This window comes from Williamsia muralis, from assembly GCF_002735905.1.
In the GTDB taxonomy this organism is placed as follows: domain Bacteria; phylum Actinomycetota; class Actinomycetes; order Mycobacteriales; family Mycobacteriaceae; genus Williamsia; species Williamsia muralis_A.
Genome location: NZ_PEBD01000010.1, coordinates 1,093,869 through 1,106,287, shown reverse-complemented (window position 1 = coordinate 1,106,287; position 12,419 = coordinate 1,093,869). Strand labels below are relative to the sequence as shown.

12 protein-coding genes, 1 tRNA gene and 1 other RNA gene are annotated in these 12,419 nt (G+C 63.9%); 3 read left to right on the top strand and 11 right to left on the bottom strand.

Features of this window, described 5'->3' with window-relative positions; translation table 11 throughout:
* Window positions 1-31: 31 nt before the first annotated feature.
* The 4 genes from CSW57_RS18655 to CSW57_RS18640 all read right to left on the bottom strand — a co-directional run bounded on the left by CSW57_RS18655 (window position 32) and on the right by CSW57_RS18640 (window position 2,090).
* Window positions 32-433 (bottom strand): hypothetical protein, encoded by a 402-nt coding sequence (locus CSW57_RS18655; RefSeq protein WP_143696577.1) that lies wholly within the window; start codon window positions 431-433, stop codon window positions 32-34.
* A gap of 151 nt (window positions 434-584) precedes the next feature.
* Window positions 585-657: transfer RNA gene (locus CSW57_RS18650), tRNA-Ala, on the bottom strand.
* Window positions 658-804: 147 nt separating this feature from the next.
* Entirely contained in the window at window positions 805-1,551 is a 747-nt protein-coding gene (locus CSW57_RS18645) for a DsbA family protein (RefSeq protein ID WP_099384059.1), read from the bottom strand.
* The gene (locus CSW57_RS18640; RefSeq protein ID WP_099384058.1) at window positions 1,548-2,090 is read right to left on the bottom strand and encodes a MauE/DoxX family redox-associated membrane protein; all 543 of its coding nucleotides are present in this window, start codon (window positions 2,088-2,090) and stop codon (window positions 1,548-1,550) included. Before CSW57_RS18640 ends, CSW57_RS18645 begins: the two co-directional genes overlap by 4 nt.
* Window positions 2,091-2,197: 107 nt before the next feature.
* Here CSW57_RS18640 and CSW57_RS18635 point away from each other — a divergent pair, with 107 nt between their 5' ends.
* Window positions 2,198-2,947: a VIT1/CCC1 transporter family protein gene (locus CSW57_RS18635; RefSeq protein ID WP_370623982.1), complete on the top strand. Its 750-nt coding sequence runs from the start codon at window positions 2,198-2,200 to the stop codon at window positions 2,945-2,947.
* Window positions 2,948-3,028: 81 nt separating this feature from the next.
* On the opposite strand, the gene pgm is transcribed toward CSW57_RS18635, so the two are convergent.
* Entirely contained in the window at window positions 3,029-4,675 is a 1,647-nt protein-coding gene (gene pgm / locus CSW57_RS18630; RefSeq protein ID WP_099384057.1) for a phosphoglucomutase (alpha-D-glucose-1,6-bisphosphate-dependent), read from the bottom strand.
* A 188-nt stretch (window positions 4,676-4,863) separates the two neighbouring features.
* On the opposite strand from pgm, the gene CSW57_RS18625 reads away from it, so the two are divergent.
* Window positions 4,864-6,069 carry a lipase family protein gene (locus CSW57_RS18625; RefSeq protein WP_099384601.1) on the top strand — a complete coding sequence of 402 codons (1,206 nt, stop codon included), beginning with the start codon at window positions 4,864-4,866 and terminating at the stop codon, window positions 6,067-6,069.
* Window positions 6,063-6,647 carry an alpha/beta hydrolase gene (locus CSW57_RS18620; protein WP_099384056.1) on the top strand — a complete coding sequence of 195 codons (585 nt, stop codon included), beginning with the start codon at window positions 6,063-6,065 and terminating at the stop codon, window positions 6,645-6,647. The genes CSW57_RS18625 and CSW57_RS18620 overlap by 7 nt, the downstream gene beginning before the upstream one ends.
* A 98-nt stretch (window positions 6,648-6,745) precedes the next feature.
* On the opposite strand, the gene CSW57_RS18615 is transcribed toward CSW57_RS18620, so the two are convergent.
* From CSW57_RS18615 to ftsE, 6 genes are all read right to left on the bottom strand, one after another.
* The gene (locus CSW57_RS18615) at window positions 6,746-7,591 is read right to left on the bottom strand and encodes an aldo/keto reductase (protein WP_099384055.1); all 846 of its coding nucleotides are present in this window, start codon (window positions 7,589-7,591) and stop codon (window positions 6,746-6,748) included.
* A gap of 87 nt (window positions 7,592-7,678) precedes the next feature.
* Window positions 7,679-8,046, bottom strand: a transfer-messenger RNA (tmRNA) gene (ssrA, locus tag CSW57_RS18610).
* A 116-nt stretch (window positions 8,047-8,162) separates the two neighbouring features.
* Entirely contained in the window at window positions 8,163-9,632 is a 1,470-nt protein-coding gene (locus CSW57_RS18605; protein WP_099384054.1) for a cutinase family protein, read from the bottom strand.
* Between the two features lie 483 nt (window positions 9,633-10,115).
* Window positions 10,116-10,589, bottom strand: a complete 474-nt coding sequence (smpB, locus tag CSW57_RS18600; protein ID WP_023963127.1) for an SsrA-binding protein SmpB — start codon at window positions 10,587-10,589, stop codon at window positions 10,116-10,118.
* Between the two features lie 132 nt (window positions 10,590-10,721).
* Complete coding sequence (gene ftsX, locus CSW57_RS18595) at window positions 10,722-11,627, bottom strand: permease-like cell division protein FtsX (protein ID WP_023963125.1); 906 nt, start codon at window positions 11,625-11,627, stop codon at window positions 10,722-10,724.
* 65 nt (window positions 11,628-11,692) lie between these two features.
* Window positions 11,693-12,382 carry a cell division ATP-binding protein FtsE gene (ftsE, locus tag CSW57_RS18590; RefSeq protein WP_023963123.1) on the bottom strand — a complete coding sequence of 230 codons (690 nt, stop codon included), beginning with the start codon at window positions 12,380-12,382 and terminating at the stop codon, window positions 11,693-11,695.
* Window positions 12,383-12,419: the final 37 nt, after the last annotated feature.

Genomic DNA, 12,419 nt, shown 5'->3' with positions numbered 1-12,419 from the left:
GAAGGTGACCGGTCAGGTGGTGGGTGGCCTGTCACGTGGCCCGCGTCGGTTGATACCGCCGGATCAAGCCGACCACAAGTGCAGCCGCTCCGGCCAATCCGAAGATCACGACCTCGCTGGTCTGGTCTCCGCGCGCGGACTCGCATGCCTGCACTTGGCTGGTGTTGTCGCCGAGCCCGAGACTGTTGGCGGAGTTGTCGCCGAGATACCGATCGGCCAGTGCCCGGGTCAGGTCCTTGGTGGTGTCGCCCAGGTTGAACTCGGAGTCCTTTGCCGCCGCCGACGAGTCGTCTTTCAGCGCCCAACTCCCGCAGCCCGTGCCCTGCGAGTTGTCCACCGGCCAGAACGCGAACGCTGCAGCCACGACGAGCAGTATCGCCGCCGCGATGAGGAACACCCGACCCGGTTGCCCAGATCTCTTCGACAGGTTCACGGCGGCGGGGTCCTTTCACGAACGAACGTCTTCCTTGATTCCTCGTTCATGATCGCAAAGTTGTTACCGGCGGGCTTCGCGCGGCCCACAAACAAACAATCCACCTGCCGACGACGAGTGTCGTGACAGGTGGATCATCTTGTTTCAACGGTGGAGCTAAGGGGACTCGAACCCCTGACCCCCACACTGCCAGTGTGGTGCGCTACCAGCTGCGCCATAGCCCCGTATTCGGTTTTTGCACCCACGCCAGGTTGTTTGCCCTGGTGCTGCGTGCTCGATCGAAATTACACCATCGGCGCGAACCCGGCCAAATCCGCTGTAGCGGCGACTTCGGCCGGGTTCTCCCCCGCGTTCACTGGGGTGCGATGTTGTCAGTTGTTTGCGCCGCCGAGGATCTGATCGACCCAGCCGGTTCCGTTGGTGATGGTGACCTTCTTGCCGTCCTGCAACACGCTGGGAGTTCCGACCTGACCGTCGAGAGCCTTGGCAAGCTGGGTCTGCGACTCGTCGGCGATGGACTCGGCAGCCTGCACCTGAGTGCCGTCCGCGATGCACTGCTGGGTGGCCTCCGATGCGCCGACTTCCTTGGCGAACCCGGCCAGCGTCTGGTTGTCGTGGTCGTCGCCGCCCTCCTTCGGCTGCACCGCGAAGAGCTTGGAATGGAACGCAAGTTTCACGTCCTGGTTCTCGGCGTCGGCGACGCACTTCATCGCGCCCGCTGCCCGAGAGCTGTAGTCACCCGACCCCGACTGCTCGTTGAGGAAGGTCAGCATGTGGAACCGCACCTGCAGCTGGCCGCTGTTGACGGCGTCGGTGATCGTCTGGCCGGATTGCTTCTCAACGCTGGCGCACGCCGGGCATTGGAAGTCCTCGAACATGTCGATGGTGTGCGGAGCCGTCGGGCTACCCACCACGAAGGTCGCAGAATTGGACAACACGGCGCTGTCGGCACCGCCCTTGTTGCGCTGGCTGTTCCAGATGATGCCGCCGATGACCACCGCCGCGATCACCAACACCGCGAGGCCGGCGAGCACATACGTGGTGGTGCTCGATTGCGCCTGGGGCTGGTACTTCGACTTCGCAGTCTTGGGAGCGGGTCGCTTGTTGTTGCTACTCAATGCTTTTCCTCGGTTGCCATTTCATCATCTACACCCGCGGCCGTCGCGGGGTCGTTGGAGTCATCGTCGTGGTCGTCGCGGGCCACCCGTGGTCGCGAGCCCGGGCCGAGCGCCAGGTGGCTTCGCGGGAAAACGATCAACCACGCTGCCAGTGCCAAGAACCCGACATCTCGAAGAATCTCGGTGAGATAGTTCCGCCACGACACATCGGCTTCCCCACCGCCTCCGAAACAACCGCAGTCGATCGTGTAGCCCCGTGCCCACACCGACACGATGGCCGCGATCAGCAGCACCAGCAACACCGCCGAGGCGATGGCCGCCGGACGTACGGCCAACCCGATCAACAGCAGCAGTCCCAACGCGATCTCAGCCATGGGTAGCACCAGCGACACCGCGTACGCGGTCGAATCCGGAAAGAGGTGATACGCCTTCACCGCGATCTCGGACTGGTCGGGATCAACCGCCTTGATGCCGCCGGCGATCAGCCAAACCGCCGCCAAGCCGATACGAACCGGCACGCTCACGACGTATCTCCACACGCGCACCAGCCTAACGACCACCGCCTGAGAGGTCGCTTAGCAAAAGCGGGCAGCTTCAGACACGTGCGAAGCGGAGATCTACAGGTACCGGCCGATACCATCTCGTGGTGACCATTCCAGGTACCCCGGACCAGACACCGCATCCTGCTGACGTTGGTGTGGAAGAGGTCGGGCACACCCACGCCAACGTGGCAGGCGGTCGACTCCGCGCCGCGACATTCGGCGCGATGGACGGCCTGGTCACCAACATCAGCCTCGTCGCCGGTGTCGGCGCGTCAGGCGCCAGTGGCCACACCATCGTGCTCAGCGGAGTCGCCGGGCTGGTGGCCGGAGCGTTCTCCATGGCCCTCGGCGAGTTCGCCTCGGTCTCCACCCAGAACGAGCAGGTGGACGCCGAGGTAGCTGTCGAGCGTCGTGAAATGCGCAAACATCCGCAGGAAGAACTGCGCGAATTGGTCGAAGCGTTCATCGAGATGGGGATGTCGGAGCAGACTGCGACGGCGGCGGCCGCCGAGATCCACCAGGACACCGACAAGGCCGTGAGCCTGCACCTGACGCAGGAACTCGGCGTCGATCCCGACGAGAAGCCGTCGCCGAAGGTGGCCGCGGTCTCGTCGTTTGTGATGTTCTCGATCGGCGCGGTGCTCCCGCTGATCCCCTATCTACTCGGGTTCGAATCGCTCACAGCGGGATTGCTCGTGGGTGCCTTCGGTTTGATCTTGGTCGGTGGGCTGGCTGCCCGGATCACCGGCCGGCCGATCTGGAAAGGCGCGCTGCGACAACTCCTTTTCGGTGTCATCGCGGCCGGCGCCACCTATCTCGTCGGGTTCGCGATCGGGGTGCCCGCGGGCGGCTGACCCAGTCCACGCACGGCCTTGCGTGTCGCGCTTCGGTTCGAACCGGAGCGGGGCGCACAAGACCGTGCGGCGTCTGGTCTCTCAGCTCGATCCGAGCACACCGTCCACCAGTTCCTGGGCCTCGTTCTGAACCTGAGCCAGATGGTCTGAGCCGTTGAAGGATTCGGCGTAGATCTTGTACACGTCTTCGGTACCCGAAGGCCGGGCCGCAAACCACGCGTTCTTGGTGGTCACCTTCAGACCACCGATCTTCGCGCCGTTACCCGGCGCCTCGGTGAGCACTGCGGTGATCTCCTCGCCGGCCAACTCGGTCGCCTTGACCTGCTCGGCCGACAGCTTGCCGAGCACCGCTTTCTGCTCGCGGGTGGCTGGGGCGTCGCGCCGCGCATACGCGGGCGACCCGCCGTATTGCTCGGCCAGCTGCGCATACCGTTCGGACGGTGAAATGCCGGTGACGGCAAGGATTTCCGAGGCCAACAACGCCATGATGATGCCGTCCTTGTCGGTGGTCCACACCTGCCCGTTCTTGCGAAGGAATGACGCGCCCGCGCTTTCCTCACCACCGAAACCGACCGAACCGTCGAGCAGTCCGGGCACAAACCACTTGAAACCCACCGGCACCTCTACGAGCTGCCTGCCGATCCCCGCGACCACCCGATCGATCATCGACGAGGACACGAGGGTCTTCCCCACTGCCGCATCCTTCGGCCAGTCGGGCCGGTGGGTGAACAGGTAGTCGATGGCAACCGCGAGGAAGTGGTTCGGATTCATCAGGCCACCGTCGGGAGTGACGATGCCGTGCCGGTCGGAGTCGGCGTCGTTGCCGGTGGCGATCTGAAAGGAGTCCCGCGCGTCGATCAGCGATGCCATCGCGTTCGCGGAACTGCAATCCATCCGGATCTTGCCGTCGGTGTCGAGTGTCATGAACGAAAACGTGGGATCCACAATGGGATTGACGACAGTCAGTCGTTCCAGCGTGTAGCGCGCACCCAGCTCAGCCCAATACCCGACTGACGCGCCGCCCATCGGATCGGCACCGATACGCACACCGGAGTTCCTGATGATGTCCATGTCGACCACAGAATTGAGGTCGTCCACATAATTGGCGCCGAAGTCATAGGTCCCGTAGAACTCGGACTCCTTGGCCCGCTCGAACGGGATTCGTCTGACGCTGCCCAGACCGCTCTGCAACAACTCGTTGGCGCGAGCGGCGACCTGCGAGGTGATGTCGGTGTCGGCAGGTCCACCGTTGGGCGGGTTGTACTTGAAGCCGCCGTCGCGTGGAGGGTTGTGGGACGGCGTGACGACGATCCCATCGGCACTCGGTCCCCCGCCGCGGTTGTGCGTGAGAATCGCATGACTCAACGCCGGTGTCGGAGTGAATCGGTCTTTGTTGTCCACCAGGACACGGACATCGTTGGCCACCAGGACTTCGATGGCCGTCTGCCATGCGGGCAGCGACAACGCGTGGGTGTCGCGGGCGATGAAGAGCGGTCCGGTGATGCCGGCGACGGTGCGGTACTCGACGATCGCCTGGGTGGTCGCGATGATGTGGTCCTCGTTGAACGCACCGTCGAGACTGGAACCGCGGTGGCCCGACGTGCCGAAAACGACTTGCTGGGAAGGGTTTTCCGGGTCAGGCTTTTCCGAGTAGTAGGCGTCGATCACCGCCGACACATCAATCAGATCTTCCGGTAGTGCCAGGGTCCCCGCACGCGGGTGAGCCATTGAAAATCCTTCCGGTTGTCTGCGACCGGCCGGCGGGCGGCGGTCACAATCCTCGGCGTCTTTGACTGGACCTCTGAATTCTGCCACCGATCGCGGTCGCCATGGGGTTGGCGCGGGTTACACTCCTCCCGAACACCGCTCCAAACGTCTGGGCGGACGACCTCGGTCGGGGTGACGGAGGCACATCAATGCGCGTTCACACGCAGTTTCGGCGTGGGCTGGGAGTGAAGGTCGCGGCCGCCGTCTTCGCAACCGCCGCCGCCATCGGGTTCACCGCTGCGCCCGCAAGCGCTGCCCCGTTCATGCCTGCCACCGATTCGGATCCGTTCTATGCAGAGCCGGCGGGCATCGAGGGTGCAGCCAACGGTGACGTGCTCCGCGTGCAACCGCTGCCGAGTCCGTTCCCCGGCTCCAGCGCCCAGAAGGTGTTGTTCCGCAGTACCAATTCGCAGGGTGAGCCGATTGCCGCTGTCACGACGGTCATTGTCCCCGACGGCGGGGCCCGCCACGACCTGCTGTCGTATCAGCCGTTCACCAACTCGCTCGGGCCGCAGTGCGCGCCGTCGCATCAGATCTTCCGTGGCGGTTTGCAGGAGCAGCAACTCATCGGTCTGGCGCTGGCGCGTGGAGTCGCGGTGAACATTCCCGACCACCTCGGACCGACCAGCGCATACGGGGCGGCCCGACTCGGCGGCACCATCACGCTGGACTCCATCAGGGCCGTCCAGTCGAGTCCCGGATTCCGGGTCGGCGATTCTCGCACGGTCCTGGCCGGGTATTCGGGTGGAGCCATGGCCACTGCCTACGCAGGCGTGTTGGCGCCCACGTACGCCCCGGAGCTCGATCTCGTCGGTCTGTCCGCAGGTGGCACACCGGTGAACCTCGAAGCGATCGCCCGCACGCTGGGGGTGGCTCCGAACCCGCTGTTCGGCCTGGGCTTCGCAGCCTCCCTCGGGCTCGAACGCGAGTACCCGAACGAGGTGTCGCTGTCTGATCAACTGAACGATCGGGGGGCGGCGCTGGCCAATCAGATCCGCAACGCGTGCACCGACCAGATCATCGATGCCGGCGCCGACATGAAGATCGCCGACGTGGTCAACACGGGGACCCTCGCCAACACCCAGGCCGGGGTCGATGCCCTCAACCGCAACAGCGTCCAGATGTTCCCAGGCGCGCCGCGAATGCCGGTGCTGCTCTACCAAGGCGCCGATGACCAGCTCACTCCCACGTCCCGGGTGCTGGCCACCGCTGCACACTGGTGCCGACAGGGAACGCGGGTACAGACGGTGATCGTCCCCGGTGACCACGGCTCCACCATCGCGTCCGGTGTCCCGATCGCATTGAGCTATCTCAACGACCGCCTGGCAGGGGCGCCGGCACCCAGCACATGCTGATACCCGGTTTGCCGGTGGCGGCGTCGGTCTTGGTGTTGCCCGGTGGCACCGACACCTCGACAACACCGTTCAGCCGACGCCAACCCGCGCCGATGCGGATGTACCCGTTCACGTTGTCGCTGCGTGCGCTTCCGCGAGTGGTGGTGCACCAGGCCGTCTACGACGTCCACGGGTGGAACGGCGAGCACAACAGTCCCCTTGCTCCGGCCCAAGCCGCCTTGGACCACCTCATCGACGGGCACCCGGATTGCCCGGTGATCCTGGTCGGCCATTCGATGGGCGGCAGGGTCGCCGCACACCTCGCCGCCGACAAGCGGGTGGCCGGCGTCCTCGCCTTGGCGCCATGGTGGCAGCACGCGGATTGGGAGTACATCCACGGCGAGGCACGGGTCTTGGCGCTGCACGGGACTGCCGACCAGCGAACGTATTCGGCCCGAACGGAAAAGGGCATCACCCAACTCCGCGAACGTGGGGTCGACGCCGAGTTCGTGCCGATCGAGGGCGGCGGTCACGCCATGCTCGACCACGTCTGGACGTGGCAATCGACCGCTCTCACTTTCGTCCGCAGCTTCCTGTAGTCGAAGTTCGCGCCACCTACGACGAAACGCCCCGGTTGCAACCGGAGCGTTTCGAAGTAATCGGCGCGAATTTCGGCCTAAGGGGTCAGCGGCAGCGGTCAGCCGACGTAGTCGAACGTGTCGGGGTTCGGGCCGACCCGACCGTCCTCGCCCTTGTCGAGCGCGTCGATCGTGGCAACTGCGTCGCTGTCGAGTTCGAAGTCGAACAGCGCGAAGTTCTCTTGCACCCGCTTCGGGGTCACCGACTTCGGGAAGATGATGTCGCCGCGCTGAATGTGCCAGCGCAACACAACCTGTGCCGGAGTCTTGCTGACCTCGGCGGCCAGGTCGGTGATCACCGGATCGTCGAGCACCTTGCCCTGCGCGATCGGTGACCAGGCCTCGGTCGCGATGCCGTGGTCCTTGCCGTACTTGCGCACGGTGTCGTTGGCCAGATACGGGTGAACCTCGATTTGATTGACCGCCGGCACCAGTTCGGTCTCCTTGGCGAGCCGCTCGAGGTGCTCCACCTGGAAGTTCGACACACCCACGGACTTCGATCGGCCCGACTTCGCGAACTCGATCATCGTGTTCCAGGTGGAGACGTAGTCGCCGCCGTACTGGGTGGGCAGCGGCCAGTGGATGAGGAACAGGTCGATGTAGTCGAACCCGAGATCGGACAGGGTGGTGTCGAACGCTTTACGCGCAGCATCGGGCTCGTGGAACGAGTTGTTCAGTTTGCTCGTCACGAATATCTCGTCGCGCGGGATGCCCGAGGCGCGAATGCCTTCGCCCACCTCTTTTTCGTTGCCGTACATCTCTGCGGTGTCGATGTGCCGGTAGCCGATGTCGAGTGCCGTCTTGACCGCATCGGCGGTGTCTTCGGGTTTGATCTGGAACACGCCAAATCCCAGCTGCGGAATGGTGTTCCCGTCGTTGAGAGTGATGTTCGGAACCTGAGTCATCGTCGTACTCTCCTCATTGGTTGTGCCCTGGACACAGAAACGGGGAGAGAACCATTGTTTGGTTCTCCCCCCGAATCCGTGATCTGACGGTGGAGCTGCCGGGAATCGAACCCGGGTCCTTCGCCGTTTCAGCAGGGCTTCTCCGTGTGCAGTTCGCTAAGCCTCTACTCGGATCTCTCGGTCACGCGAACAAGCCGAGATGACGATCCCAGTCGCTGTTTGATGTCCCATTGCGGTCCGCGACCGCCCGCAACGGTTAGCTCTCTGAATGATGCCGGTACCCGGGGCGAGAGCTCACCCGGGCCGACAGACCAGCCGTCGCTTAGGCAGCGAGGGCGTAGTCGCGCTGATTCTTATCGGCGCTTAATTGGTTGCTATGACGCTTACGGTGGTCTCTAGCCTGCACCGACACGCTTCCCCTACCTTGACGCACGCAGTCGAAACCGTTCAGCCCCTCGATAGGTTCCACCGCACCGAAGTACGGCAGACATACATCGTAACAAGCACTGCGGCCCGAATCATTCCCATTCCGATTCGGGCCGCAGTGTCGTCACCCTCTCGGGCGCTGTGATCAGGCCGGCTGCACGGCTGTACCGATCACTGCCAGTGCCTCGGCGAGCGGGTCACGCGAGGTGATCACCTTCTCTGCCGAGTCGAGCACCACGTCGACCACCTCGGGAAGTTGCGGTGCCACCACGCCCACGCTCTCGACGACGGCCGTTGCGATCTCGACTGCGTCCGCTGCCTGATCGACCAACGGATCCGACGTCTGATCGACCGTCGAATCGATGGACGCCATCGGAGTGTCGCCTGCCGGCGAATCGTTCACCGCCGACTCCCGCAACCACGTACTCACGTATTCCGAACCCGTACGCCCCGACGAATCGGCAGGCTGGTCGAAATAGCTGACGTGACTCGGCCCCGGGTACCAGTAGCTGGGTTCGGTTGCCATCGTCACGAGGCCGAGATTGTCTCGGAGGCCGGCCTCCCTCTCGTACTGGAGTCTTGCCTCCCAGGAGACGGGCAGATCCACCACGAAGCCGAGCACTCCGGAGACAGACAAATCGTCCGGGGTGGGCACGGCCAGTGATGGCGAACTGTTCTTCTCCACCGCCTGGCCGAGCGACTCCGAACCCGACAGCCAGTCCGGCGTGGCGAGTACGTACGCACCGGTCCGCAGTGCCGTAAGGGCAAGTGCGTTCCCGAGATCAGACGCAATGCCTGACGGGTCGGTGGTGTCGATGTGCATCTGTTCGGCGATGTTCGCGCCCGTCCGGACCACCTGTGCATCCTCGGGGATCGAGCACGCGAAGTCGCCTGTCTCACAGAGAGATACGACCCGACCGGTGAGCGCGCCGAATCCGGTCGATCCAGCCGACCCGATGCCGCCGCCGACCGCGACCTCAGTGGTATCGGACAACGTGCGAGCCCCGTTAAGCGGCGCCCGAAGGCCCGGCGCCCCGGGTACGAGACCCGTACCGGCGGCACGGTTGGGATCGGAGATCAGGTACACGCCGCGTACCCGGCCGGGCGCCACGGGCCCACGGTTCTCACCGATGTCCGCGGCGACCTTGTGTGCGATATCGGCGCCCTGGCTGTAACCGACGATTGCGATGTCGGTCCCCGGTCCGCATTGCGCTCCGATCTGGCGGATCTGGGCGTTGGTGGCCTCGACTCCTCGCGCAGAGGAATTGGCGTATGTGGTCCCGTCGGCGGTGTAGCCGAAGTCTGCCGGATACGGGACATAGGTGGTTTGCATTTCCCCTGGTGGCACCCCACGCCCGGCTTCTTCGATCGTGGGGGCCAGAACTCCGGCCTGTTGGTGCGGGTCCCGGTTGACGCTCGAGTCGAGCGTGCCCGGTACCACCACCACGTGCAGGTCTGGACAGTCACTGATCGGCCGGGCCGATGCGACCTGCGGTGTGGCGGTCAGCGAGATCGCCGCCGCCGCTACCGCGGCAACGCCCAGCACAGAACCCCGTAAACGGCGTCTGGCCGGCAAAGAGGTGAGACCACCGGTGTGGCCTCGCGTTCGATTCATGCTCGGTTGCTCCTGTTTTGACACGCACCACAAAGGGCGTCATGTTCTTTACGATGTGCCCGAAAACGGCCGATTGGCCACCCGCATCAACGAGGGCTTTCGGAGAAATCACACATGGCGATCATCTGTCATCCGATTGAACGGCGCGCGGCGAGAAAGGCACGCGCACACAAATTGCTGGGCGCGACAGGTGAACGCAATCGTTCGCGTCGGCTCAGCACTTGAGGTTTGGGCCACCGAGACCCATGAATGTGATCTTCATCGCCCGAAGCGGTCCGGGACACGGCGGACCGTGCGATGAGGTAGTTCGTGTCCGCTTGCGGCCGAGCGACTCTCGGCCGGCGCCCGATCACCCGCCGGGCGAAGAGCCATGGCTGTGCGCGCGGAACCCACGAACAAATCGCAGAAAAAAGCACGGTGGACAAATCGATGAATTGCCCAAGATCAATTCAGGCGGCGACGCCGAATATGCGGTGGCTGTTTTTAACGCATTCCCTTGACGCGCCGACCCAATTCGCGAGTGACCTCGCGTTCGGCGTCGCGACGGGCCAGATCGTGCCGTTTATCGTGAGCCTGTTTACCGCGCGCCAGCGCCAATTCCACCTTGACCTTGCCATCGCTGAAATACATCGACAGCGGTACCAGGGTCAGGTTGCCATCACGGATTTTCCCGATCAGGCCATCGATCTCGCGGCGGTGCAAAAGCAGTTTGCGATTGCGGCGGGGAGCGTGGTTTGTCCACGAACCGTTGCCGTACTCCGGGATGTGAAGGCCCCGCAACCACACCTCGCCGTTGTCGACGGTGGCGAAGGCATCGACCAGTGACGCCTTACCATCGCGCAGGCTCTTCACCTCGGTGCCCAGCAACGCGACGCCCGCCTCGTAGGTGTCGAGAATGGCGTAGTTGTGCCGCGCCTTACGGTTCGTCGCAATCGCCTTGCGACCCTTTTCCTTCATCGATTCACCTACCTTCGTCCCGTCTTCTGGCGCTTGTGGTGCGCCGAGCTGTTCATTTCACCGAGCCACGCAACACTACACACGCTGCGTCTGGACGTCGCGTGATTTGTCTACCGGCTGAGAACGGCCGGGTCACTCGCGGACGTAGTACCGCAGCGTGCCGTATGCCGTCACGCTCGAGAGCACCACGCCGATGATGATCAGCCACGGAGCCACGAACAACACATCGGCCGTCTGGATCTTGGCCAGGATGTTCACCCCATAGAGGTCTTGCAGTGCCCGGTCAAAGAACAACGCCTTGGCTCCGAATAGTCCCGCGATGGCCAGCAGTGAACCCACCACGGTCGCGACCACCGCTTCGAGGAGGAACGGCAGCTGGGTGTACCAGCGTGTCGCACCCACCAGGCGCATGATGCCCACTTCCGTCCGTCGGGTGTAGGCAGCCACCTGAACAGTGTTGGCGATCAACAAGATCGCGGCGATCGCTTGCACCAGCGCGATGGCGAAGGCAGCGTTACGTGCCCCGTCGAGGACGCTGAAGATCCGTTTGACCAGCTCGCGTTGATCGAGGACGCCGTCCACTCCGTCGGCGTCCTTGAACTGATCGAGGACCGCACCGAACTGGTTCGGGTCTGCCATCCTGACCTTGAACGACGCGGGAAGAGTGTTCTCCCGCACCAGTGCGGCGATGTCCGGGTTGTTCGCGAACGTCTTGGTCTTGGCGTCTTTGAACGCCTCGGCGCGGTCGATGTACTGCACCGACTCCACGCCACGGGCAGCTTCGATCTGCTCCCGCAGCGGCGCACATGGCGCGGCCTTGCAGTCGGGGTCGGCGTCGGTCACCGGATCGGAGATGAAGATCTGCATCTCCACCCGGTCGAGGAAGATGTCCTGGGTCTTGTCGGCCATCTGCACCACCAGCAACCCGGCGCCGAACATGCCCAGCGTGATCGCGGTGGTGATGGTCATCGCCATGGTCATCGTGACGTTGCGGCGCAGTCCGTTCAGGACCTCGCTCAATATGAAACTCGCGCGCATGTGAGTTCGGGTGTCCTCCCGGTCGGGACTACAGAAGTAGGTGAAGTCGAAGGGTCGGAGTCGGCTCAGCCGCCGAGCCCGTAGACGCCATGGGCGTCGTCACGGGTGAGACGGCCGTTGCTGAACTCGAGCACACGGCGCCGCATCGCATCGACGATCTGGCGGTCGTGTGTTGCCATCACCACCGTGGTCCCGCGTCGGTTCACCCGATCGAGCACCTCGACGATCTCCCGGCTGGTGTCGGGATCCAGGTTGCCGGTGGGCTCGTCCGCGAGCAGCAGCAGCGGCCGGTTCGCGATGGCGCGGGCGATGGCAACCCGCTGCATCTCACCGCCGGAGAGCTCATAAGGCATGCGATCTGCTTTGCCGGACAGACCGACGTACTCGAGAACTTCCGGAACCACCTTCGACACGGTGCTCTTCGGTTTACCGATCACCTCGAGGGCGAACGCGACGTTCTCGGCCACCGACTTCTGCTGCAGCAACCGGAAGTCCTGGAATACACATCCGATGGACTGGCGAAGCTTCGGCACGCGTCTGCCCGGCAGTTTGTTCACGTGGAAATCGCCCACATACACATCACCCGAGGTGGGTTTGTCTTCCTTCAACAGGAGCCGGAAGAAGGTGGATTTACCTGATCCGGAGGGGCCGATGAGAAACGCGAAATCGCCCTTGTCCACCTCGAGAGAAAGATCTCGCAAGGCGGGCCTGGTCGATGCCTTGTATTGCATCGTCACATTCTTGACGCTGATCACGGTCTGCCAGTGTAACCACGGATCTTGGCCATCCGGC

Excerpts from the sequence above, each read along its gene's own strand:
- smpB (WP_023963127.1), bottom strand. The coding sequence starts at position 10,589 with ATGAAGGAAAAGGGTCGCAAGGCGATTGCGACGAACCGTAAGGCGCGG.
- pgm (WP_099384057.1), bottom strand. The coding sequence starts at position 4,675 with ATGGCTCACCCGCGTGCGGGGACCCTGGCACTACCGGAAGATCTGATT.
- CSW57_RS18625 (WP_099384601.1), top strand. The coding sequence starts at position 4,864 with ATGCGCGTTCACACGCAGTTTCGGCGTGGGCTGGGAGTGAAGGTCGCG.
- CSW57_RS18615 (WP_099384055.1), bottom strand. The coding sequence starts at position 7,591 with ATGACTCAGGTTCCGAACATCACTCTCAACGACGGGAACACCATTCCG.
- CSW57_RS18605 (WP_099384054.1), bottom strand. The coding sequence starts at position 9,632 with ATGAATCGAACGCGAGGCCACACCGGTGGTCTCACCTCTTTGCCGGCC.
- CSW57_RS18620 (WP_099384056.1), top strand. The coding sequence starts at position 6,063 with ATGCTGATACCCGGTTTGCCGGTGGCGGCGTCGGTCTTGGTGTTGCCC.
- ftsX (WP_023963125.1), bottom strand. The coding sequence starts at position 11,627 with ATGCGCGCGAGTTTCATATTGAGCGAGGTCCTGAACGGACTGCGCCGC.